This window comes from Arthrobacter sp. NPDC093128, assembly GCF_040683875.1.
In the GTDB taxonomy this organism is placed as follows: domain Bacteria; phylum Actinomycetota; class Actinomycetes; order Actinomycetales; family Micrococcaceae; genus Arthrobacter.
The window spans coordinates 87166-106734 of sequence record NZ_JBFBEY010000008.1 but is presented as its reverse complement, the minus strand read 5'-3'; the positions used below and the strand labels follow the sequence as shown (position 1 = coordinate 106734).

At 67.1% G+C, this 19569-nt stretch carries 18 protein-coding genes; 6 read left to right on the top strand and 12 right to left on the bottom strand.

Annotation, left to right across the window (positions count from 1 at the left end; all coding sequences use genetic code 11):
- Positions 1–59: 59 nt before the first annotated feature.
- Positions 60–779: a WHG domain-containing protein gene (locus AB0N24_RS11370; protein ID WP_364124076.1), complete on the bottom strand. Its 720-nt coding sequence runs from the start codon at positions 777–779 to the stop codon at positions 60–62.
- A 248-nt stretch (positions 780–1027) separates the two neighbouring features.
- Here AB0N24_RS11370 and AB0N24_RS11365 point away from each other — a divergent pair, with 248 nt between their 5' ends.
- Entirely contained in the window at positions 1028–1957 is a 930-nt protein-coding gene (locus AB0N24_RS11365) for an NAD-dependent epimerase/dehydratase family protein (protein WP_364123839.1), read from the top strand.
- A 22-nt stretch (positions 1958–1979) separates the two neighbouring features.
- Here AB0N24_RS11365 and AB0N24_RS11360 read toward each other — a convergent pair whose 3' ends face one another.
- Entirely contained in the window at positions 1980–4202 is a 2223-nt protein-coding gene (locus tag AB0N24_RS11360; protein WP_364123837.1) for an efflux RND transporter permease subunit, read from the bottom strand.
- A gap of 163 nt (positions 4203–4365) precedes the next feature.
- On the opposite strand from AB0N24_RS11360, the gene AB0N24_RS11355 reads away from it, so the two are divergent.
- Positions 4366–4929: a MarR family transcriptional regulator gene (locus AB0N24_RS11355; protein ID WP_364123835.1), complete on the top strand. Its 564-nt coding sequence runs from the start codon at positions 4366–4368 to the stop codon at positions 4927–4929.
- On the opposite strand, the gene AB0N24_RS11350 is transcribed toward AB0N24_RS11355, so the two are convergent.
- Positions 4823–6109, bottom strand: a complete 1287-nt coding sequence (locus tag AB0N24_RS11350) for an APC family permease (protein ID WP_364123833.1) — start codon at positions 6107–6109, stop codon at positions 4823–4825. The genes AB0N24_RS11355 and AB0N24_RS11350 overlap by 107 nt on opposite strands.
- A 128-nt stretch (positions 6110–6237) precedes the next feature.
- Here AB0N24_RS11350 and AB0N24_RS11345 point away from each other — a divergent pair, with 128 nt between their 5' ends.
- The 3 genes from AB0N24_RS11345 (at position 6238) to AB0N24_RS11335 (ending at position 8349) form a co-directional block, all read left to right on the top strand.
- Positions 6238–7053, top strand: a complete 816-nt coding sequence (locus AB0N24_RS11345; RefSeq protein WP_364123831.1) for a class I SAM-dependent methyltransferase — start codon at positions 6238–6240, stop codon at positions 7051–7053.
- A 71-nt stretch (positions 7054–7124) separates the two neighbouring features.
- Positions 7125–7676 (top strand): dihydrofolate reductase family protein, encoded by a 552-nt coding sequence (locus tag AB0N24_RS11340; RefSeq protein ID WP_364123829.1) that lies wholly within the window; start codon positions 7125–7127, stop codon positions 7674–7676.
- Between the two features lie 49 nt (positions 7677–7725).
- Complete coding sequence (locus tag AB0N24_RS11335) at positions 7726–8349, top strand: LysE family transporter (protein WP_364123827.1); 624 nt, start codon at positions 7726–7728, stop codon at positions 8347–8349.
- Between the two features lie 113 nt (positions 8350–8462).
- Here the strand turns inward: AB0N24_RS11335 and AB0N24_RS11330 are convergent, their stop codons facing one another.
- The 7 genes from AB0N24_RS11330 to AB0N24_RS11300 form a co-directional block, all read right to left on the bottom strand.
- Positions 8463–11042 (bottom strand): ATP-dependent Clp protease ATP-binding subunit, encoded by a 2580-nt coding sequence (locus AB0N24_RS11330; RefSeq protein ID WP_364123825.1) that lies wholly within the window; start codon positions 11040–11042, stop codon positions 8463–8465.
- Positions 11043–11171: 129 nt separating this feature from the next.
- Positions 11172–12752 carry a long-chain fatty acid--CoA ligase gene (locus AB0N24_RS11325; protein ID WP_364123823.1) on the bottom strand — a complete coding sequence of 527 codons (1581 nt, stop codon included), beginning with the start codon at positions 12750–12752 and terminating at the stop codon, positions 11172–11174.
- A gap of 42 nt (positions 12753–12794) precedes the next feature.
- Complete coding sequence (locus AB0N24_RS11320) at positions 12795–14159, bottom strand: MFS transporter (RefSeq protein WP_364123821.1); 1365 nt, start codon at positions 14157–14159, stop codon at positions 12795–12797.
- Between the two features lie 89 nt (positions 14160–14248).
- The gene (locus AB0N24_RS11315) at positions 14249–14704 is read right to left on the bottom strand and encodes a MaoC family dehydratase (protein ID WP_104174745.1); all 456 of its coding nucleotides are present in this window, start codon (positions 14702–14704) and stop codon (positions 14249–14251) included.
- Between the two features lie 103 nt (positions 14705–14807).
- Positions 14808–16037, bottom strand: coding sequence for an acyl-CoA dehydrogenase family protein (locus tag AB0N24_RS11310; RefSeq protein ID WP_364123819.1), 1230 nt, complete (start codon positions 16035–16037; stop codon positions 14808–14810).
- A 1-nt stretch (position 16038) separates the two neighbouring features.
- Complete coding sequence (locus AB0N24_RS11305) at positions 16039–16932, bottom strand: amidohydrolase family protein (RefSeq protein ID WP_364123817.1); 894 nt, start codon at positions 16930–16932, stop codon at positions 16039–16041.
- Between the two features lie 2 nt (positions 16933–16934).
- Positions 16935–17897, bottom strand: coding sequence for an SDR family NAD(P)-dependent oxidoreductase (locus AB0N24_RS11300; RefSeq protein WP_364123815.1), 963 nt, complete (start codon positions 17895–17897; stop codon positions 16935–16937).
- Between the two features lie 125 nt (positions 17898–18022).
- Between AB0N24_RS11300 and AB0N24_RS11295 the strand changes: the two genes are divergently transcribed.
- Positions 18023–18508 carry a MarR family transcriptional regulator gene (locus AB0N24_RS11295; protein WP_364123813.1) on the top strand — a complete coding sequence of 162 codons (486 nt, stop codon included), beginning with the start codon at positions 18023–18025 and terminating at the stop codon, positions 18506–18508.
- Positions 18509–18551: 43 nt separating this feature from the next.
- On the opposite strand, the gene AB0N24_RS11290 is transcribed toward AB0N24_RS11295, so the two are convergent.
- Together AB0N24_RS11290 and AB0N24_RS11285 are read right to left on the bottom strand one after the other, a co-directional pair.
- Positions 18552–18794, bottom strand: a complete 243-nt coding sequence (locus AB0N24_RS11290; RefSeq protein WP_364123811.1) for a hypothetical protein — start codon at positions 18792–18794, stop codon at positions 18552–18554.
- 380 nt (positions 18795–19174) lie between these two features.
- Positions 19175–19447, bottom strand: a complete 273-nt coding sequence (locus AB0N24_RS11285) for a hypothetical protein (protein WP_251042273.1) — start codon at positions 19445–19447, stop codon at positions 19175–19177.
- Positions 19448–19569: the final 122 nt, after the last annotated feature.

The following is a 19569-nucleotide window of genomic DNA, read 5'->3' as shown; positions in this document are numbered from 1 at the left end:
TTTTTGTTAGCGTTCACAAATGCCATGAAACCGCTGGTCCCTGCAGTCACATTGGCCCCCTAGCCGAGCCCGGCCAGCCCACCCAGCACCCGGAGATGATGTTCAAAAAGCGCGTCCGGGGCCGAGAAGGTGCCTGCCCCGTACTGCCCGAAGACTTCGAAGCTGACCGCTCCGAAAAGTGACGTCCACGCCAGTGCGCCGCGCGCCAGCAGGTCATCGGGAATGGCCAGGCCGAACTCCTCCCGGATGGCGTGCAGGTCGGGCGCCAGGGGGCCGGGAACCGCTGGAATCCCGTCCGCCGGCGCCGCCCCGGCACCCAGCGCGCCCGCCCGCCAGGCGGCGTCGAAGATGGCCATCAGGCTAAAGATCACCCGGGTCCCCGGTCCGGTAGTGCGCTCGGCCGGGGCCCGGTATCCCGGTACCGGGCTGCCGAAAAGCAGGGCATAGCGGGCGGGCTCGCGGATGGCCCAGCCGCGGACGGCGCGGCCCAGCGCCTGAAAACGCCCCATGAAGTCCGCTTCCGCCACGCGGCCGACGGCGGCATCCACCTCGTCGCCGAGCTCGCCGTAGGCGTCGATCAGCAGAAGGGTCAGCAGTTCGTCCCGGTTTTCCACGTACCGGTACACCGCGGAAGAGACGACACCAAGGTCCCGTGCCACGGCACGAAGCGACAGCGCGGCGGCACCGTGGACGGCCAGGTGCTCCCTGCCCAGCCGGACGATATCGGCGGTGGTCTGCGCCCTGGCGCGCTCCCGCGGCGTGCGGGCTGCCGGAGCCATGGCTTCGCCGGCAGCCGCGCCGGCTGAGCGGGGATGGCCGGGGGCGGAGGAATCGGGGGCTGGCATGCGTCCAGCATTCCATATATCAGAGCACTGTCAACAATTGAGAGCAGTGCTCTTGACATGCCGGCAATCCAGGAGCATTCTTGTTTCGAGAGCACTGCTCTCTTGAGCGAGAGCAGTCTGGCGGGATAACCGCAGGCTGGCCGATGAAGAGCACAATGACATTCCAGAGGAAAGAGAAGCCAATGCCCGAAATATATGTGGTCACCGGAGCCGGTCCCGTTGGCTGGACCGTCGCGGAGCAACTTGCCGGCCAAGGCAAACGGGTGCGGATCCTGACCCGTTCCGGCAGCGGTCCCGAGCACCCCCTCATCGACAGGATGTCCGTGGACGTTTCCAGCCCCGCGCTGCTTGGCGGGGCTTTTGACGGGGCGGCGGCCGTGTTCCACTGCATCCACGGCTCCGCCTACGCAGCGGGAGCGTGGCGAAAGGAACTCCCGCAAGCCGAGGAGGCCGTACTGGCGGCGGCAGGCAAGGCGGGCGCCGTCGTCGTATTTCCTGAAAGCCTGTACTCCTACAGCCAGCCGGACGCCGTCATGGCTGAAGGCAGCCCCCGGGAGGCGCAGGGCGGCAAGCGCGGTGTGCGCACCGAACTCCTGAAGGCACGTGCAGCCTCCCCGGCGAACACCGTGAGCGTCGTGGCGGGCGACTTCTTCGGTCCGCGGGTGCGGACCTCCCACGCCGGCGAACGCATCGTGCCGGCGGTGCTGGCCGGAAAGCGGCTGCTGGTGATCGGCAGCGCAGACCAGCCCCACTCCTTCACGTACGTACCGGACCTTGCCGCAGCCATGATCCGGGCGGCACAGACGGCGGGCCTGTGGAACCGGGTGTGGCATGCCCCCACAGGCCCGGCCCTCACCCAGCGCCAGCTCGCCTTCGCCTTCGCGGAAGCCGGCCGGGTGGCTGCCCCCAAGGTTGGCGCCATACCCGGCTGGCTGCTGCGGATAATCGGGGTGTTCGCCCCCGGAATGCGGGAGGTCGCCGAGATGCTGTACCAGTTCGAGCGGCCGTTCGTGATGGACTCGCGGGTGAGCGAAGCCAGCCTTGGCCTGCATCCGACTCCCCTTCCGGAGGCCGCTGCCGCCACTGTGGCCTGGTGGCGGGCGCAGGATTGAGGCTCCGGACGGTCGGCCGTGCCTAGCGGCGGCCGGCGGCCTCCGGTTCGGGTTCGGGTTCCGGGGTGCCGGCGTCCAGCTGTACCGCCGCATCCGGCTCTTGCTTGCTCAGCTTTCCGGGCCACCAGATCCGCCGGCCAAGGTCATAGGACAGGGCCGGGACCAGCAGCGAGCGGACCAGCACCGTGTCCAGCAGGACCCCGAAGGCCACGATGAAGGCGAGCTGGACCAGGAACATGATGGGGATGACGCCCAGCGCCGCAAACGTTGCAGCGAGCACCACGCCCGCGGACGTAATGACGCCGCCCGTCACGCCGAGGCCCCGCAGGATTCCCGGCCTGGTGCCGTGCTTGAGGGACTCCTCGCGGACCCGGCTCATCAGGAAGATGTTGTAGTCCACGCCCAGCGCCACGAGGAACACAAAGCCGAAGAGCGGCACCGTGGCGTCAGCGCCCGCGAACCCGAGGATGTTGTTGAACACCAGCGCCGAAACGCCCATGGCGGCGGCGTAGGAAAGAACCACCGAGGCCACCAGCAGGACCGGGGCCAGCACCGAGCGCAGCAGCAGCATGAGGATCGCCATGATGACGGCGAGCACTATGGGGATGATGACCACCAGGTCGCGCTGGGCCGTGGTGTTGGTGTCCAGGGCCGTCGCGGTCACGCCGCCCACCAGCGCGCCGTCGTCGACCGCTTTGACGTTCTCGCGCAGCTTCACCACCACGTTCTCGGCGTCACCGGAGTCTGCCGCGTAGTTCAGGGTCGCGTTGATCAGCACCTTGCCGTCCCGGACACCGGGCGCCGCGGGTGTGCCGGGCGCGGCCTGCGAACCGCTGATGATGGGCACGGCGCCGTCCGCCAACAGGTAGGCGCCGCCGACGCCGCCCGTCGCCTTGGTTTCCGCCAGCACGTCCTCCGCCTTCGCCCCGTCAGCGACTATCACCACGGGACTGCCGGAGCCGGCGTCGAAATGGCGTGCCAGGGCGTCCTGGCCGTCCACTGCGTTGGAAGCCGTCAGGATGACGTCGGTCTGCGGCACACCGTTGGCCTTGAGCTGCAGGATGCCGGCGGAGGCCACGAGGAGCAGCAGCACGGAGGCCACCCAGACGGTCCGGGGCCGGCGGGAGACCAGCGAGCCGGTGCCGCGCCACAGCCCCTTCTGGCCTTCGAGGCCGTTGACCAGCTGCGGTTCACGCTCGGTTTCGGGCACCAGTTTGGGCCGGAACGGCCAGAAAGCGGCACGGCCCAGCAACGCCATCAGGGCCGGAAGCAGCGTGAGGGCCGCGAAGAGCGAACACAGGATGCCGGCGGCCGCCACCGGCCCCAGCGCCTTGTTGGAGTTGAGGTCGGAGAACAGCAGGCACAGCAGGGCGATGATCACCGTGGCGCCGGAAGCCAGGATGGGCTCAAAGGAGGCCTTCCAGGCAGTGAGGACTGCGGCGGTGCGGTTGGTGGTGTGGGTCAGCGCCTCCCGGAACCTGGCCACGTACAGCAGCGCGTAGTCCGTCGCGGCACCGATGACCAGGATGGAGAGGATGCCCTGGCTTTGGCCGCTGAGCTGGATCCAGCCGAGTTTGGCCATGCCGAACACCAGCAGGATGGCCGCACACAGCGCGAACACCGAGGTGAAAAGCACCGCGATGGGCAGGAGCAGGGAACGGTAGACGATCAGCAGGATGACGAACACGGCGGCAAGGGCAACGAGCAGCAGGATGCCGTCAATGCCCGCGAACGCGCTCACCAGGTCCGCGGTCAGCCCCGCGGGACCCGTAACGAACCTCTTCATTCCCTCCGGAGCCGAAGCCTGAACCTCATCGCGCAACTCCTGGACGATCTCCTTGACTTCGCCCGAGGAGGAAATGGGCACCACAAACTGAACCGCTTTGCCGTCCTCCGACGGGATGGGGCCGATGACCGCGCTGCCTGCCTGCACTTCCTCGAGCTTGCCCTTGAGGACGGCAGCCTCGCCCAGCTGGGCAGGAGTGAAGGCGGAACCGCTCTCGAGGACTATGACGGCCGGGATCTCATCCGAGTCCCTGAACTTTGCCTGCCAGTTCTGGGCTTCCGTGGCTTCCGCACCCGAGGGCAGGAACGAAGCCTGGTCGTTGGAGGACACTTCGTCCAGCCGGCCGAACGTGGGGCCGCCGACGCCGGCGATGGCCAGCCACGTGATTACCAGCAACACGGGGACCAGCCAGCGGAGCCAGAACGGAACGCGCGCAGTGCCGGGATGTCTCTGTTTCATGTGTCCTTCTGGTGCTTGCCTCGGCCGGGTAGAATCAACTCCACCATAGACTATCTCCATCATAGAGATAAGTGCACGCCGGAAATCGTTCCGCGCCGGCTTTGAGTGAGAGAATCTTCGCTAGGCCGGAGCATTTGCGAAGCCACTGCAGAAGGAGGTCGCCGTGTCAGAAGAGCCATCCGAACGGCCCGAACCGGCTGCACCCCAGGGCCTGGTCCGGCTGCTGCAGGAGTTCACCCTCGAGGCCAACCGGTATGTGGACTCCGCCGGCGGACGCAATGACATGCACCGCACGGACCTCAATGCCCTGGCCGTGATCATGCGGCACACGGCCAAGGACCAGATCGTCACCCCCGGCGTGCTCCGGAAGGAACTGAACCTCAGCTCCCCGGCCACCACGGCGCTGATCGACCGGCTTTACGGCTCGGGGCACGTGGTGCGCGAACGCCAGGGAGCGGATCGCAGGCAGGTCCAGCTCCGCATGACCCCCAAGGCCTACCGCGACGGCGGCGCCATGTTCCTCCCGCTGGCCCGCCACATGGGCGCCGCAATGGCGGAGTTCACCGCGGCTGAACTGGAGGTGGCCGCCCGCTTCATGGAATCCATGATCGGGGCGACTATCAGCGCAGCACAGGAAGCGGCCGCGCAGGAACCGGCAGGAACCGCGCCCCCGACCACACCGCAGCCGCGGCCAGCAGCGCCGGAACCGCCAGCGCCCAGCCACTGAACAGCAGGATCAGCAGCATCACCGCCGCAGCGACGATAACGCCGTACCACGCCGGCGTTCCGGGCCGCAGCAGCCGGGTGCCCGCAGCGAGGCCGAAGGCCGTCACCGCTGTGAAGCAGGCCGAGGCAGCGCCGATCTGGAACTGCATGCTGGCCAGCCCGGCGACCGCCGCGCCGAAGGACAGGAATGTCATCCCGGCCAGGACGGCGAGGCTCACGGAAGGCACCTCGCCCGGCGTGCTGCCGCGCGCCATCGCCCGCGGCAGCACGCCGTCGGCCGCCAGCCTTGCACCGAGCCGGCTCGCGCCGGCGATGAACGTGTTGAGCGGGCCGAACGTCAGCACAGCGGCGGCAACGGCGGTCAGCGGGGCCGCCAGCGGCCCCAGCCCTTTCTCGAGCAGGTCGGCGACCGGCACCGGACTTCCGGGCAGGGCCGGCCCCAGCACGGCCACCGAGGCTGCCACGACGCCGATGTACACCACCCCGACGACGACGAGCGTCAGCCACGTGGCGCGCTTGAGGTCGCGGCCGGGATCCCGGAACTCGGCCGCCAGGTGCGTCACTGCCTCCCATCCCGCGAAGCAGAAGAACAGCAGGCTGGCCACTCCGCCGACGGCCCAGTAGCCGTGCGGCGCGAAGGGTTGGAAGTTCTCCGCTTTGGCAAAGGGTGCAGCCACGGCAACGGCGAGCGCCAGCAGCGCCACAAGGAGGACCATCAGCACCAGTTGGAGGCGGCTGGACAGCCTGATTCCGACGGCGTTGCTCGCGAATCCGGCCGCCAGCAGCAGCGCCGCGGCCACCAGCGCGGTCCCGTGGCCGCCGCCCAGCGCATTGGCGATGTAGTTGCCGCCGATCACCGCGGTGGCGGGCGCGCCGAACGGGATGGCGAAGTAGAACAGGTAGCCGGCCACCACGGAGGCGCGGCGCCCGAAGGCCCGGGTGACAAAGTGGGCGATCCCGCCGGCGTCGGGCTCCTGGCGGCTCATCTCAGCGAAACTGAAGGCGACGGGCGTGCAGAACACCAGCAGGGCGGCCCATGCGAGGAGAGAGGCCGGGCCCGCTTCCCGGGCGGCGATGGCCGGGAGCACCAGGATGCCCGATCCGAGGATTGCGCCCACGTAGATGCCTGTTGCCCGGAACAGCCCGAGCCCTGCCGGATTGCTGGATTTGTTGTTTCCCACTCCTCCAATCATCCGCAGAACGGCGGGCCGCAGAAGCAGGGAAACTGACGGCGAGGCACCATAAACTGCCTGTTTTCGTTCCGCCCGGCTGCCGCGCATTTTCCCCCACGGCGCTGTAGCGTTTCCTTATGAGTGCGCAGCAGCCTGAAGATGTGTACACGCATGGACACCACGAGTCAGTGGTCCGTGCCCATGCTTCGCGGACCGCCGAGAATTCAGCCGCGTTCGTCATCCCCTACCTCACGCCGGGGGCATCCGTTCTGGACGTCGGCTGCGGGCCGGGCAGCATCACCTGCGATTTCGCCGGCCTGGTGGCGCCGGGGCACGTGACCGGGCTGGACCGCTCCCCGGATGTGATCGCCCACGCCACCGCCCTTGCCTCCGAGCGCGGGGTGGAGAATGTCGAGTTCCTGGCCGGCAATATCTATGACCTCGACTTCGAGGACGAAACGTTCGACGTCGTCCACGCCCACCAGGTGCTCCAGCACCTGACGGATCCCGTCGAGGCCCTGCGCGAGATGCGCCGGGTAGCAAAACCGGGCGGCATTGTGGCAGTGCGGGACGCCGATTTCCACGGCATGAGCTGGTACCCCGCCATCCCGGAACTGGACGAGTGGATGGAGCTCTACCAGCGCATTGCCCGGCGCAACGGGGCGGAGCCCGATGCCGGACGCCGGCTGGTCTCGTGGGCGCAGGCCGCAGGGTTCACCGACGTGGCACCCACCAGCAGCAACTGGCTGTATGCCACCGGCCAGCAGCGCCGATGGCAGGCCCGGGTGTGGGGCGAGCGTGTGCTGCACTCGGCATTCGCGGACCAGGCCCTGGAATACGGCTTCGCCAACGCGGCGGACCTGGCCCGGATCTCGGCGGGATGGCACCGCTGGGGCTCCACGGACGACGGCTGGTTCCTGATCCCCAACGGCGAAGTCATCGCGCGGGCCTAGTACGAGCCCTTCCCTGGACTCCGTTCTGTCCCTAGGATGCGAAGGAAAACCACCAGCGAGGAGAACCCACAATGCGCACGTTGACCGCAGGCCTTTTCTATTCCGTGGACGGCGTGGTTGAGTCCCCGAACCTCTGGCAGTTCGACAGTTTCGACGAGGAACTCGGCGCGGGGATGAAACAGATGATGGCACGGGTGGAAGCCGGGCTCCTCGGCCGGATCGGCTACGAGCAGTGGGCCAGTTACTGGCCCAGCGCGGCCGACGACGCCGATTTCGGCGAGTTCATCAACAAGCTGCCGAAGTTCGTGGCATCGAGGACACTTTCGGGTGAGCTCGGATGGCAGAACTCCCGCCTCATGGATGCGCCGCTGGAGGAGTTTGTGGCCGGCCTCAAGGACGCCGACGGCGGCGAGATTGCCGTGTTCGCCAGCATCTCGCTTACCCGCCAGCTGCTGTTCGCGGGCCTGCTGGATTCTCTGATGCTCATGGTCCACCCCGTGATCGCAGGAAGCGGACGCCGCCTGTTCGAGGACGGCGACCCCGTGACGCGGCTGGAGCTGCAGGATTCGCAGCGCACCAGCAAGGGGAACATGATCCTCCGCTACGGCCGTATGGGCGCCTAGAGGAACGTCGGCGACGTTGCGGCAGCGTTCCCGCCCCTAAACTGGATGGGTGCAATCCTCCCTTTGGCTGGCCTTGGCCGGCGCCGGCGTCCTGATCAGCTTCACTCCCGGAGCCGGTGCCATCAACACCATGAGCAATTCGCTGAATTCGGGATTCCGGCGGTCCATCTGGGGAATCCTGGGCCAGCAGGCTGCACTGGTGGTCCACGTGCTGATCGTGGCCTTGGGCGTGGGTGTCCTGGTGGCCAGCTCCCCCGTGGCATTCAACGTGATCCGGTATGCAGGGGCCGCCTATCTGGTCTACCTGGGCATCCGGCAGTTCCTGCACAAGCCCGACCTGGACCAGGAGAAAGCGTCCGAACTCCGCAACGAACCGGCCCCCTCCATGTTCCGCCGCGGCCTGTGGGTCAATCTGCTGAACCCCAAAGCCATCATCTTTTTCCTGGCCTTTATGCCGCAGTTCATCCGGCCGGAACAGCCGCTGCTGCCCCAGTACTTGGTCCTGACGGCCACCGTGGTGATCATCGACATCCTGGTCATGTGGTTCTTCTTCGCCGCCGCGGCCAAATCGTTTCAGCGGTTCACGCACAATGCGCGCGGGCAGAAGATCCTAAACCGGACGTTCGGCGTGCTGTTCGTGGCCGTCGGGATCATGCTCGCCCTGATCCACTAGCGGCAGGGTTTCAAAAGCAGGGCCGCAACTGTGAGTTGGCCTGCGGGCCCGGCCGGTGACGCCTCAGGCGTCACCAGCAGGGCCGCAACTGTCCGTTCGCGCTGACCCACCAGCTAGGCGGCCAGCGGAACCTCCCGGCTGCCCGCAGCTACCACCAGCTCCGGCCCGTCCGCGGAAACAGTGACCTGTCCCCCGACCGCCAGGCCGGAGCCCACCAGCAGGTCGGCGATCCGGTCGTCGAGTTCACGCTGGATCACGCGCCGCATGGGCCGCGCACCGTATTCGGGTTCGTAGCCCCGCTCGGCGATCCAGTCCACCGCGTCCTCGCTGACATCCAGGCCGATGCCCTGCGAGCGCAGCCGGGCTTCGGTCTCGTTCAGCATCAGCCGGACGATCCGGCGCAGCTGGGCCCGGTCGAGCTTGCGGAACAGCACGATCTCGTCGATGCGGTTGAGGAACTCCGGCCGCATCGATTCACGCAGCCGCGCCAGCACGCGGTCGCGCAGGGCCTTCTCCGAGCCGAACGCACTTCCCTCCCCCGCGGCTGTGAACCCGGTGGGTCCTGCCTTGCTTGCCAGGAACTCCGACCCCAGGTTCGAGGTCATGATGACCACCGTGTTGCGGAAGTCCACGGTGCGTCCGTGCCCGTCCGTCAGGCGCCCGTCGTCGAGAACCTGCAGCAGGAGGTTGAACACGTCCGGGTGGGCCTTCTCGATCTCGTCGAGCAGCACGATCGAGTACGGATTGCGCCGCACCCGCTCGGTCAGCTGCCCGGCTTCGTCGTAACCCACGTACCCCGGAGGGGCACCAACCAGCCGGCTCACGGTGTGCCGTTCACCGAACTCGCTCATGTCGAAGCGGATCATGGTGTCCTCGCTGCCGAAGAGCGAGCCCGCCAGCGCTTTGGCGAGTTCGGTCTTGCCCACTCCGGTGGGGCCCAGGAAGAGGAAGCTCCCGATCGGCCTGCCGGCGGCGCCCATGCCCGTGCGGTTGCGGCGAACGGACTTCGCAATCAGGCTCACGGCGTCCTCCTGGCCCACCACCCGCTGGTGCAGGTCTTCTTCCAGCCTGGCCAGGCGTTCCCGGTCACCCTCGGTGATCCGGCTCGCCGGGATGCCCGTAGCACGGGAGATGATCTCGGCGATCTCCGCTTCACCCACGACGCCGGACTCGCCGCCGGGGGCTTCCTGGCCGGCCGCGCCGCCGTCGAGCTTCTCCTTCAGGGCTTTCGCTTCGTCCCGGAACCGGGAGGCCGCTTCGAAGTCCTCCGCAGCCACGGCGGCGTTCTTCGATTCCTCGAGCGCGTCCAGCCGCTCGCGGAGGCCGGCAGCGTCCTGGCGGGACCCGAGCTTGAGGCTCAGCCTGGCACCGGCCTGGTCGATAAGGTCGATCGCCTTGTCGGGTAGGAACCGGTCCGTCACGTAGCGGGCGGATAGTTCGACGGCGGCCCTGACCGCCTCGTCGGTGTAGCGGACACCGTGGTGTTCTTCATACCGCTCGCGCAGCCCGGAAAGGATCTGCACGGCATCTTCGATGGAAGGCTCCCCTACCTGCACGGGTTGGAAGCGGCGCTCGAACGCGGGGTCCTTCTCCACCTTGCGGTATTCGTTCAGCGTGGTGGCTCCCACTACATGGAGTTCGCCGCGGGCCAGCCGCGGTTTCAGGATGTTGCCCGCATCCATGCCGCCCTCGCCTGCGCCGCCTGCACCGATGACGGTGTGCAGCTCGTCGATGAACAGGATGAACTGACCCGGGTTCGCGGTGACTTCGTCCATCGCCTTGGTCAGCCGCTCTTCAAAGTCGCCCCGGTATCGGGTCCCTGCGAGCATCGCCGGAAGGTCCAGCGAAATGACCCGCTTGTTCTGGAGCTGTTCGGGCACGGTGTCGGCGGCAATTGCCTGGGCCAGGCCTTCGACGATGGCCGTCTTGCCCACGCCCGCTTCGCCGATCAGCACCGGATTGTTCTTGGTGCGCCGGGCGAGGACCTCGATGGTCTGGGCTGTTTCATCGGAGCGCCCGATGACCGGGTCAAGGCCGCCTGAGCGCGCGAGGGCCGTCAGGTCAGTCCCGTAGGTGTCCAGCGTCGGCGTCTCCGAAGCGGCGCCGGGATCGCTTGCCGATGCCGCAGCGTCCGGGGTGCCGGCTCCGGACGGCTCGGTGCCGGCAACCTCGCGTGCCCCGGCCTGGAAGGACTCCGGCGTGACGCCGGCCGCGGCGAGCACCTGCCCGGCGGGGGCGTCCTGATTGAGCACCAGGGCGAAGAACAGGTGCTCCGGGTCGATGTAGGTTGACCCGAACGCCCGGGCCACCTGATAGGCATCGAGCAGGGCGCGCTGCGCGGACGGCGTCAGCGCAGGAGCGGTTGTCGCCGCCCGGCCGGACTTCTCCGGCAGGCGTTCTTCAGCCGCCTTGGCCACTGCCGCGGGGTCGGCCCCGGTGCGACGCACATAGCTGGTGGCCGGCTCCGCTCCGGCCATCGTCCGCAGGATGTGCAGGGCGTCGACATCGCCGTGTCCGAGGTCCACGGCGAACTGGCCGGCGAGCGAGAGCACTTCGTGGGTGCGGCGGCTCAGCAGCCGGGTGATGTCCGTGGGGCGCCCGGACCGGGCCGCGCGCTGGCCCTGCAGGTAGCGCGCAAGGAACTCGTCAAACGAACCGCTGCCGGTACCGGCAGGTCCAAAAAACGTTGGCATGTACCCTCCGTAGGTAAAGTTGAGTGCAATTGACTCAAGTCTCTAGCTACGAAGATTATTCCCGGTCCGGGGACAGGGCCGCAAGTGCCCGTTCGCGCCCGCCCCCGGGGCCGCAAGTGCCCGTTCGCGCTACTGCAGCTGTCCGTTCGCAGGCGTGAGCTTCCTCAGGTCCGCTTTCCGGATCTTGCCGCTCGCCGTCCGGGGCATCTCGTCCACGAACACCACCGACTTGGGAATCTTGTAGCGGGCCAGGCGGCCGTCCAGGTGTGCCCGCAGCTGCTCTTCGCTCAGCTGTGCACCGTCCCGCAGGAGCACCACGGCCCGCGGCACTTCGCCCCATTTTTCGTCTGGCACACCGATCACCGCCACACTGCCGACGGCGTCGAGCTCCGTGATGGCCTGCTCCACCTCGGCCGGATAGATGTTCTCGCCGCCGGAGATGATCATGTCCTTAAGCCGGTCCGAGATGAACACGAAGCCGCCGTCATCCTTGTAGCCCATGTCGCCGGACTTGAACCAGCCGTCCCCGGTGCAGGAGTCGGCGGTCGAGTCGGGCCGGTTCCAGTATTCGTGGATGACGTTGGGGCCCTTGATCTGGATCTCGCCCACCGTACCCGGTTCCGCGGAGCGTGCATCCGGATCAGCCGGGTCGGCTATCCGGACGTCCGTGAAGAAGTGCGGCAGTCCGGACGATCCGGCCTTGTCCCGGGACCGTGCCGCCGGCAGCGTTGTGGCGCCCGGTGCCGTCTCAGTCATCCCGTAGCCGTTCGAGAACCGCAGCCCGCGCTTCTCGTAGGCATCCAGGACGCGCAACGGCACGGCAGACCCGCCACAGGTCAGCTTATTCAGGGAGCTGAGGTCCGTGGCGTCCCAGGCGGGATGTTCGCAGAGCATCTGGTAGGTGGTGGGCACCCCGCTGATGGTCGTCGCCCGGTGCCGTTCGATGAGCTGCAAGGTCCGGAGGGGATCGAATTTGGACTCCAGGACCACGGTGCCGCCCTTCAGCAACGTAGGCAGGACGCCCATGTCCAGGGACGCCACGTGGAACATCGGGGAGATCATCAGGGCAACGTCCGTGGAGGCGAAGTCGAAATCGACAATCACGTTGATACAGTTCCAGGTGATGTTTCCGTGGGTCAGCAGGGCGCCCTTGGGCTGCCCGGTGGTTCCCGAGGTGTAGAGGATCATGGCCCCGTCGTCCAGGCCCACCGGCTCGTCCGGGGCTACCTCCGCGCCGGACGCGACGACGGCCTCATAGTCCTCGGCCGCCGTCGCGCCTTCCGTTTCACTTTCCGCTGGGACGGCACCGGGGGAACGGTCGACGGCGATCCGCCGGCGCACTGCGGTCGCTGCACCGCCGCGGACCGCCAGTTCCGACAGGCTGTCCGCGTGGACCAGCAGGACGGCCCCGCAGTCCTGCAGCTGGAACTGGATTTCGGGCGGGGCCAGCCGCGTATTGAGCGGGACGAAGATGGCGCCGAGGATGCCGCAGGCGAAGAGTGTCTCCAGGAAGGACGGATCGTTCTCCCCGAGGTAGGCCACCCGGTCCCCGCGGCCCACGCCGCGGTCCCGGAAGGCGTTGGCGAGCCGGATGGAGCGTTCGGCCAGTTGCTCGTAGCTGAGCTCCCGGTTTCCGGCGATGATTGCTGTCTTGTTGCCCGACTTCGGGCGGCGCCGTTGCAGCCACGAGCCGATGCCAAAATTTTCCACGGCAAATCCTTTCTAATTAGACGGTAGTCCTTGGCGGCCGGATCAGGGCCGGACAGTCTCGAGATCGTTGTTCTTGGGTTCCCGCGTCAGCAGGATGAAGACGATCGAGACCACCGACATGATGGCCAGGTACCAGACCACGGAACCGGTGTTCTGGCCGGAATCCTTGAATATCTGCGCCACGATGCCGGGCGTGAACCCTGCACCGAGCAGCGTTGCCAGCTGGTAGCCCAGCGAGGCGCCCGTGTAGCGGGACGTGGTGCCGAACTGTTCGGAGACGAAGGCCGCCAGGGGGCCGAACAGCGTGGAGTGGATCATCAGGCCCACGGCGAACGCCACGAAGATCAGCATGATGTTGTTGGAGGACAGCAGCTGGAACATCGGCACGAGGTAGGCGATGAACAGCACGAGCCCGCCCACCATCACCGGCCGCCGGCCCAGCTTGTCCGAGAGCCTGCCGCCCAGGACCACAAAGACGATTGAGACCAGGGAGGCGGCGGCGTAGGCGTAGAGCACGCCCTGGCGGTCGGCGCCCTTGGAGACGGCGAACGTCACCGCGAACGTTGCCAGCACCACCTGCAGGGCGAACCCCGCGGCTCCGGCCAGCATGGTGAAGACCAGCGTCTTGGGGCGGCGGAGCACCTGGAGGAGGGGAATTTCACGGCGGGCCGGCGCGGCGCCGCCGGTCGCCGGCGAGCCTTCGGCCTGCTCCCGCTTCTCCTGTTCCAGCGCGGCCTTGAAGATGGGGCTCTCGGAGACCTTCAGGCGGACAAACATGCCCACGCCCAGCAGCACGAAGGAGAGGAGGAACGGCACGCGCCAGCCCCAGGCGAGGAACTGGTCGTTCGGCAATGAAGAGAACGCGCCCATGATGAACGTGCCCAGCACGGCACCCGTCGGCGCACCGGCGTTTACGAACGACGCCGCAAAGCCCCGCCGTCCGGACTCCGAGTGTTCCAGCGCCATCAGGGCGGCTCCGCCCCATTCGCCGCCAACGGCGATGCCTTGGAAGACGCGGAGGATTACCAGCATCACGGCGCCCCACGGACCTGCCACGGATGCACCGGGTACCAGGCCGATCAGGGTGGAGGCCACGCCCATGACCAGCATGGACACGATGAGCATTCCCTTGCGGCCCAGCCTGTCACCGAAGTGGCCGAAGATGATGCCGCCGAGCGGGCGTGCCACGTAGCCGGCGGCGAAGGTGCCGTAGGCGGCCACCACGCCTACCCAGTCGTCCATTCCGGAGAAGAAGACCTTGGGGAAGACCACCGCGGCGGCCGTGGCGTAGAGGAGGAAGTCGTAGTACTCGATGGTGCTGCCCAGATAGCTGGAGGCGATGACCGTACGCGCTTCCTTGCGGCGTTCGGCAGTACCCATGGCTTGGAGCTGAGTGAGTCCGGACATGGCTGTTCCTTAGGACAGAGGGACAAAACGGGATTGGTTGCTTGCGGGAGCGGTGGACCTTTTGAAGCGGGCTACTTTGTAGAAGCTGTCTACTTGTAGAAGCGGGCCAGGAATTCGGCCACGACGGCGGGACGTTCCTGGCCTTCAATCTGGATGGTGTTGGCCACCTTGATCTGGGCGCCGCCCTTGACCTCGGTGACTTCGGCGATGGTGGCCTGCATGCGGATCCGCGAGCCCACCTTCACCGGCGAGGTGAAACGGACCTTGTCCAGGCCGTAGTTCACCTTGGTGGTGACGCCGTCCACGTCGAACAGCTCGCCCCAGAACGGGATAATGAGCGAGAGCGTGAGAAAGCCGTGGGCGATCGGGGCGCCGAACGGGCCGTCCTTGGCGCGTTCGGGGTCCACGTGGATCCACTGGTCATCGCCGGTGGCGTCGGCGAATTTGTTGATCTGTTCCTGGGTGATTTCGCGGTATTCGGTCACGCCGAGGTCGGTTCCGGCGAGCGTGAGCAGTTTGTCGAAGTCGACGACGAGATTGGGCATCTTTGCCTCCTGTTGTGGGTTTTTGGAGTTGCGGAAGTACGACGGCGGTGCGGTGCTGCCGCCGTCGTGGTTCAGTTGTGGTTCGGTGTCGGTCAGTGCTGCGTCAGCGGGCGAAGGCGCTTTCGCCGGTGAGGGCGCGGCCCACGATGAGCGCGTTGATTTCGTGGGTGCCCTCATAGGAGTAGACGGCTTCGGCGTCGGCGTGGAACCTGGCGACGCCGGCTTCGAGGGTGATGCCGTTGCCGCCCACCACTTCGCGCGCCAGGGCCACGGTTTCGCGCATCAGCAGGGATGTCTGCATTTTTGCCAGGGCGGAGTCCTGGTCGCGGTAGATGCCCTTGGCTTGCTGTTCGGTGAGCCGGACCACCAGGGACAGGGAGGCCGTGACGTTGCCGAGCATCCGGGCGAGTTTTTCCTGGACCAGCTGGAAGGATCCCAGCGGGCGGCCGAACTGCCGGCGTTCCGTGACGTACCGCAGGGCGGCTTCGAACGCGCCGGCCTGGATGCCGGTGGCGATCCAGGCGACGTCCGAACGCATGGCCCCGAGCATCGCGGCCACGTCCTTGAAGGAGTTCACGTTGTGCAGGCGCCAGGACTCGGGAACACGGACGCGGTCGAGGGTGATGTGGGCGTTCTGCATCATCCTCAGTGCTGTCTTGCCGTGGATTTTCTCCAGCGTCACGCCTTCCGCCTGCCGGTCAACGAGGAAGGCCTTGACCTGCCCGTCGGCCACGTCGCGGGCGAAAACCGCGAGCACGTCGGCCGTGGCGGCTCCCCCGATCCAGCGCTTGGCGCCGTCCAGGACCCAGGAGTCCCCCTCGCGGCGGGCGCTGGTGGAGAGTCCGCCGGCGATGTCCGAACCGGAGTCAGGTTCGGTGAGCGAGAAGACGCCTTTGAGCGAGAAGTCGATGACCTTCGGCATCCATTCGGCCTGCTGCTCCGCCGTAGCGCCCACGCGGATGGCTGTCCGGAACAGCCCGGCCTGCGCGGTGTACCAGGTGGCCAGCGACGCGTCGGTGCGGGCCAGCTCGAAAATCCGGAAGCCCTGGTAGATGCCGCTGGCCGCCCCGCGGTCCGGACCCGCCCCTGTGAGGTCAGCGGGCTCTATCAGGTCCAGGTCGATCAGCGGCTGCGCGAGCTGCTGCGGAAACTCGCCCCGCTCCCAGTACTCGGCAAGCAGGGGCTGCGCTTCCCGGTCCAGGAAGCTCCGCAGCCGTCCCAGTACGCGGCGTTCCGCCTCGGTGAGGAGGGACTCGGCGTCGTAATAGTCGCAGACGCCGTAAAGCCGGGTCGTTTCGGCAGTAGGGGTCTGCTCGGCTGTGGCGGTACTCATCTCAGCCGTCCAGTCCGAGCAGGCGCACGGCGTTGTGCTTGAGAATTTTCGGCCGGACCTCGTCCTTGAGCGGAAGGTCCGCGAAGGCGGCCAGCCATTTCTGCGGCGTGATGAGCGGAAAGTCCGTGCCGAACAGGACCTTGTCCTGCAGCACGGAATTGGACATCCGCACCAGGGACTCCGGGAAGTATTTGGGCGACCAGCCGGAGAGGTCGATGAACACGTTGGCCTTGTGCGTGGCGATGGAGTTGGCCTCGTCCTGCCACGGCACGGAGGGGTGCGCCATGATGATCTGCAGCTCCGGGAAGTCCGCGGCCACGGCATCAAGCAGGAGCGGGTTGGAGTAGGCCAGCTTGATGCCGTAGCCGCCGGGCAGCCCGGCGCCCATGCCGTTCTGCCCGGTGTGGAAGATGGCCGGCAGGCCCAGTTCCTGAAGCGTCTCCCACAGCGGATAGAACTGTTCATCGGAGGGGTCGAAGCCCTGCAGGCTGGGGTGGAACTTGAAGCCGCGGGCGCCCAGGTCGATGGCCTGGCGTTTGGCCCCCTGGATGGCTTCGGCGCCGGTGCGCGGATCGACGCTGCCGAACGGGATCAGCACGTCATTGTTCCGGGCCGCGCCGGCGATCAGGTCCTCGATGCTGTTGGGCTCGTGCTTCAGCTGCGTGCGGGCGTCCACGGTGAACACGACGGCGGCCATGTTCAGTTCGCGGTACACCTCGGCAATGCGGTCCAGCGACGGGGTGCGGTCCTCGGACTTGAAGTACTTGGCGGAAGCCTCGGTGAGGGCCGGCGGCAAGGACTCGTGGCCGTGGCCGTCCACTTCGAGGTGGACGTGCATGTCGATCGCGTCGAGCTTCGAGGCGTCAATGCCGAGCTCGTAGCGGGCAGCAGCCATTGCTAGCCGACCTTCGCAGGCTGTGGCTGGTTCTGCGCAGGACGTGCTTCCGGCTGCAGTTCCTCGGGCAGCGGAAGGAATTCCTCGCCCACGGACTGCAGCTTGCCACCGAAGAGCGGGCCGAAGTTCTCTACGAGGTCCTCATAGCGCCAGCCACCCTCGCGGTATTCGGTGGCCGCCGCCTCGGGGTGGGTCCACAGCTGCAGCCGGTCGCCGCCGGCGCCGATGGCCTGGCCCGTGATGCCGGCCGCGTCATCGGAGGCGAGGAAGGCCACCAGTCCGGAGACGTCGTCGGCCGTTCCGAAACCGAGCCCGTGGCGGAAGAAAGCCGGCATGGCCTCGCCGCGCTCGTCTGCTTCCACGGCTTTTTGGAAGTAGGGGACGGTCTTGGTCATGGCCGTGGCGGCCACCGGGATGACGACGTTGGCGGTCACGCCGGCCTTCTTCATTTCCAGCGCCCAGGTGCGGACCATGCCCACGATGCCGGCCTTGGCCGCGGCGTAGTTGGTCTGGCCGAAGTTGCCGCGCTGCCCGGTGGGCGAGCCGATGGTGATGATCCGGCCGGCGATGCCGTTCTCCTTGAAGTAGGCGAACGCTTCCCGGACGCACGTGAAGGTGCCGCGGAGGTGGACGTTGATGACGGCGTCGAAGTCCTCGTCGGTCATCTTCAGCAGGCTCTTGTCCCGCAGGATGCCGGCGTTGGTGACCAGGATGTCCAGGCGGCCGAACTCTGTGACGGCTACCTGCACCAGTTGTTTGGCAACCTCCGTATTTCCGACCGGAGCGACGACGGCGGCGGCCTTCCCGCCGTCGGCTTCGATGGTCCGGACTGCTTCCGCAGCCACCTCGGCGTCGACGTCGTTGATGACGACGGCGGCACCCTGGCGGGCGAGTTCCCGGGCGTAGGCGAGGCCCAGGCCCCGACCGCTTCCGGTGACGATTGCTACTTTGCCTGACAGGCTCATGGCTGCTCCTTTGCTAGCTGACCTTGTGCATCCTGGCCGTCGGCGTGGGATGCTGTTCTGTATCCATGAAAATATGGATAGTTGAAAATGTCAACGATTTATTTTGAGGATCATTGGAGTTGGCCATGACGATCGAGACACAGGGCGGTCAGCGGACCGAACAGGCGCACAAGCTTGTGGCCGCGTCCATCAGCCAGGACTTGGGCTTCCTGCTGGCCAAGCTGCATGCCACGGGGTCCGTGGTGAACAACAGGGCATTGGCCGAGTTCGACCTCAAAGAACGTTCCTACTCGGTCCTGATCCTGGCAAACAGCGGACTGGAGCCGACGCAGCGCGAAATGGCGGACTTCCTCAGCCTGGATCCCAGTCAGATTGTGGCCCTGGTCGATGAGTTGGAGAAGCGCGGGCTCGTGGTGAGGGCGCCCGGGAAGCAGGACCGCCGCGCCAAGACCGTAACGGCCACCGCCAAGGGAGGAAAGCTGCTCGAGCAGGCCGGCGAGGCTGCCCGCAGGGCTGAAGCGGAAGTGCTCGACGGCCTGCCCGCCGAGGAGTCGGCCCAGCTCAAGGCCCTGCTCCGCAAGGCTCTGTGGGGTGCCGGCCTGCTTGGATGACGCCGTCGCCAGCGTTCCGGCCCCGGCGCCGCTGACAGGCCCGCTAGTGTTCCGAACCGTCCGGGCGCGGGCGCCTTTGGCAGTCGGTCCCGCTCCGCCGCGCCAGCTCGGCCATGACCACGGGCCTCACCACGCCGGCGTGGTTCGGCCCGGGGGTGCTGCAGTGATTGTTCAGCAGGTCCGCCAGGGCTTCGAGCTCATCTGTGGGAACGGACCGCAACGAGTCAAAGGACCTGAAGATGCGCCGCTCCGCGATCCCGGCAAGGCGGCCGCGCCCCGCATTCATGTGGCCCTCGGGGCAGGTCTTGCAGCTGCGGCCATCACCTGAACGGCGGAAGGGGCAGAAGCCGCGGGAAATCCCGCGGGTGAACCGGTGACGAGGAATTCTGGGCCCATGGGATGTCCTCAGCGAAGTATCCGGAGGCTACCTGCATAACCCGGAACCAGAATACCCCAGTCGCTGTCTGCAACGCAGCCATTCCGCGGGCGTGGGGAACCGCCACCGGGAGTCCTGCCCTGGACAAAAGCGCGCCGGTCGGAAGGGCCGACGGCGACTGGGGACAGCCCGGGTCTCAGCGGGCTTTTTCGCCGCCGGCCCCATAACAATTTTAGGAGATTCCACCCCGCCGCGGGCGAGTGGACGCTACCCGTTTTCTCCGGGTTCGCTTAGGCGGACTCGGTTCCGGCCACGCGCCCCTCGGCACGGGCGGAACGGCGGTTCCGGAGCCAGCGGCGGAGGAGGTCAACCATGGCCAGCAGTCCTGCCAGGGGCGAAAGAACCGCTGCGGCGTAGACGAAGAGCAGCCACGTGAGCGTGGCGATCGGGGGCTGGTTGGTGCTGAGGAGTGACAGGCCGCCGAAGAGGGCCACCGTCCAAAAAATCACAACGCCGAAGAGCACCGCCGCAGCAGGGAAATACTCGTTTGTCACTACGGTCATCACAGTATTCAATGCTCTTCCTCCTGACTGGTTTGGCGCCGGAAATCACCGCGTCAATCTCAGTATGGGGGCAGCGAAACCCGGAACCCGGCAGGACGCAGAAACCGTGACGAAAATAACCT

Coding starts and splice junctions, on each gene's coding strand:
- AB0N24_RS11370 (WP_364124076.1), bottom strand. CDS start 779: ATGGCTCCGGCAGCCCGCACGCCGCGGGAGCGCGCCAGGGCGCAGACC.
- AB0N24_RS11365 (WP_364123839.1), top strand. CDS start 1,028: ATGCCCGAAATATATGTGGTCACCGGAGCCGGTCCCGTTGGCTGGACC.
- AB0N24_RS11360 (WP_364123837.1), bottom strand. CDS start 4,202: ATGAAACAGAGACATCCCGGCACTGCGCGCGTTCCGTTCTGGCTCCGC.
- AB0N24_RS11345 (WP_364123831.1), top strand. CDS start 6,238: ATGAGTGCGCAGCAGCCTGAAGATGTGTACACGCATGGACACCACGAG.
- AB0N24_RS11340 (WP_364123829.1), top strand. CDS start 7,125: ATGCGCACGTTGACCGCAGGCCTTTTCTATTCCGTGGACGGCGTGGTT.
- AB0N24_RS11330 (WP_364123825.1), bottom strand. CDS start 11,042: ATGCCAACGTTTTTTGGACCTGCCGGTACCGGCAGCGGTTCGTTTGAC.
- AB0N24_RS11320 (WP_364123821.1), bottom strand. CDS start 14,159: ATGTCCGGACTCACTCAGCTCCAAGCCATGGGTACTGCCGAACGCCGC.
- AB0N24_RS11315 (WP_104174745.1), bottom strand. CDS start 14,704: ATGCCCAATCTCGTCGTCGACTTCGACAAACTGCTCACGCTCGCCGGA.
- AB0N24_RS11310 (WP_364123819.1), bottom strand. CDS start 16,037: ATGAGTACCGCCACAGCCGAGCAGACCCCTACTGCCGAAACGACCCGG.
- AB0N24_RS11305 (WP_364123817.1), bottom strand. CDS start 16,932: ATGGCTGCTGCCCGCTACGAGCTCGGCATTGACGCCTCGAAGCTCGAC.
- AB0N24_RS11300 (WP_364123815.1), bottom strand. CDS start 17,897: ATGAGCCTGTCAGGCAAAGTAGCAATCGTCACCGGAAGCGGTCGGGGC.
- AB0N24_RS11295 (WP_364123813.1), top strand. CDS start 18,023: ATGACGATCGAGACACAGGGCGGTCAGCGGACCGAACAGGCGCACAAG.
- AB0N24_RS11290 (WP_364123811.1), bottom strand. CDS start 18,794: ATGAATGCGGGGCGCGGCCGCCTTGCCGGGATCGCGGAGCGGCGCATC.
- AB0N24_RS11285 (WP_251042273.1), bottom strand. CDS start 19,447: ATGACCGTAGTGACAAACGAGTATTTCCCTGCTGCGGCGGTGCTCTTC.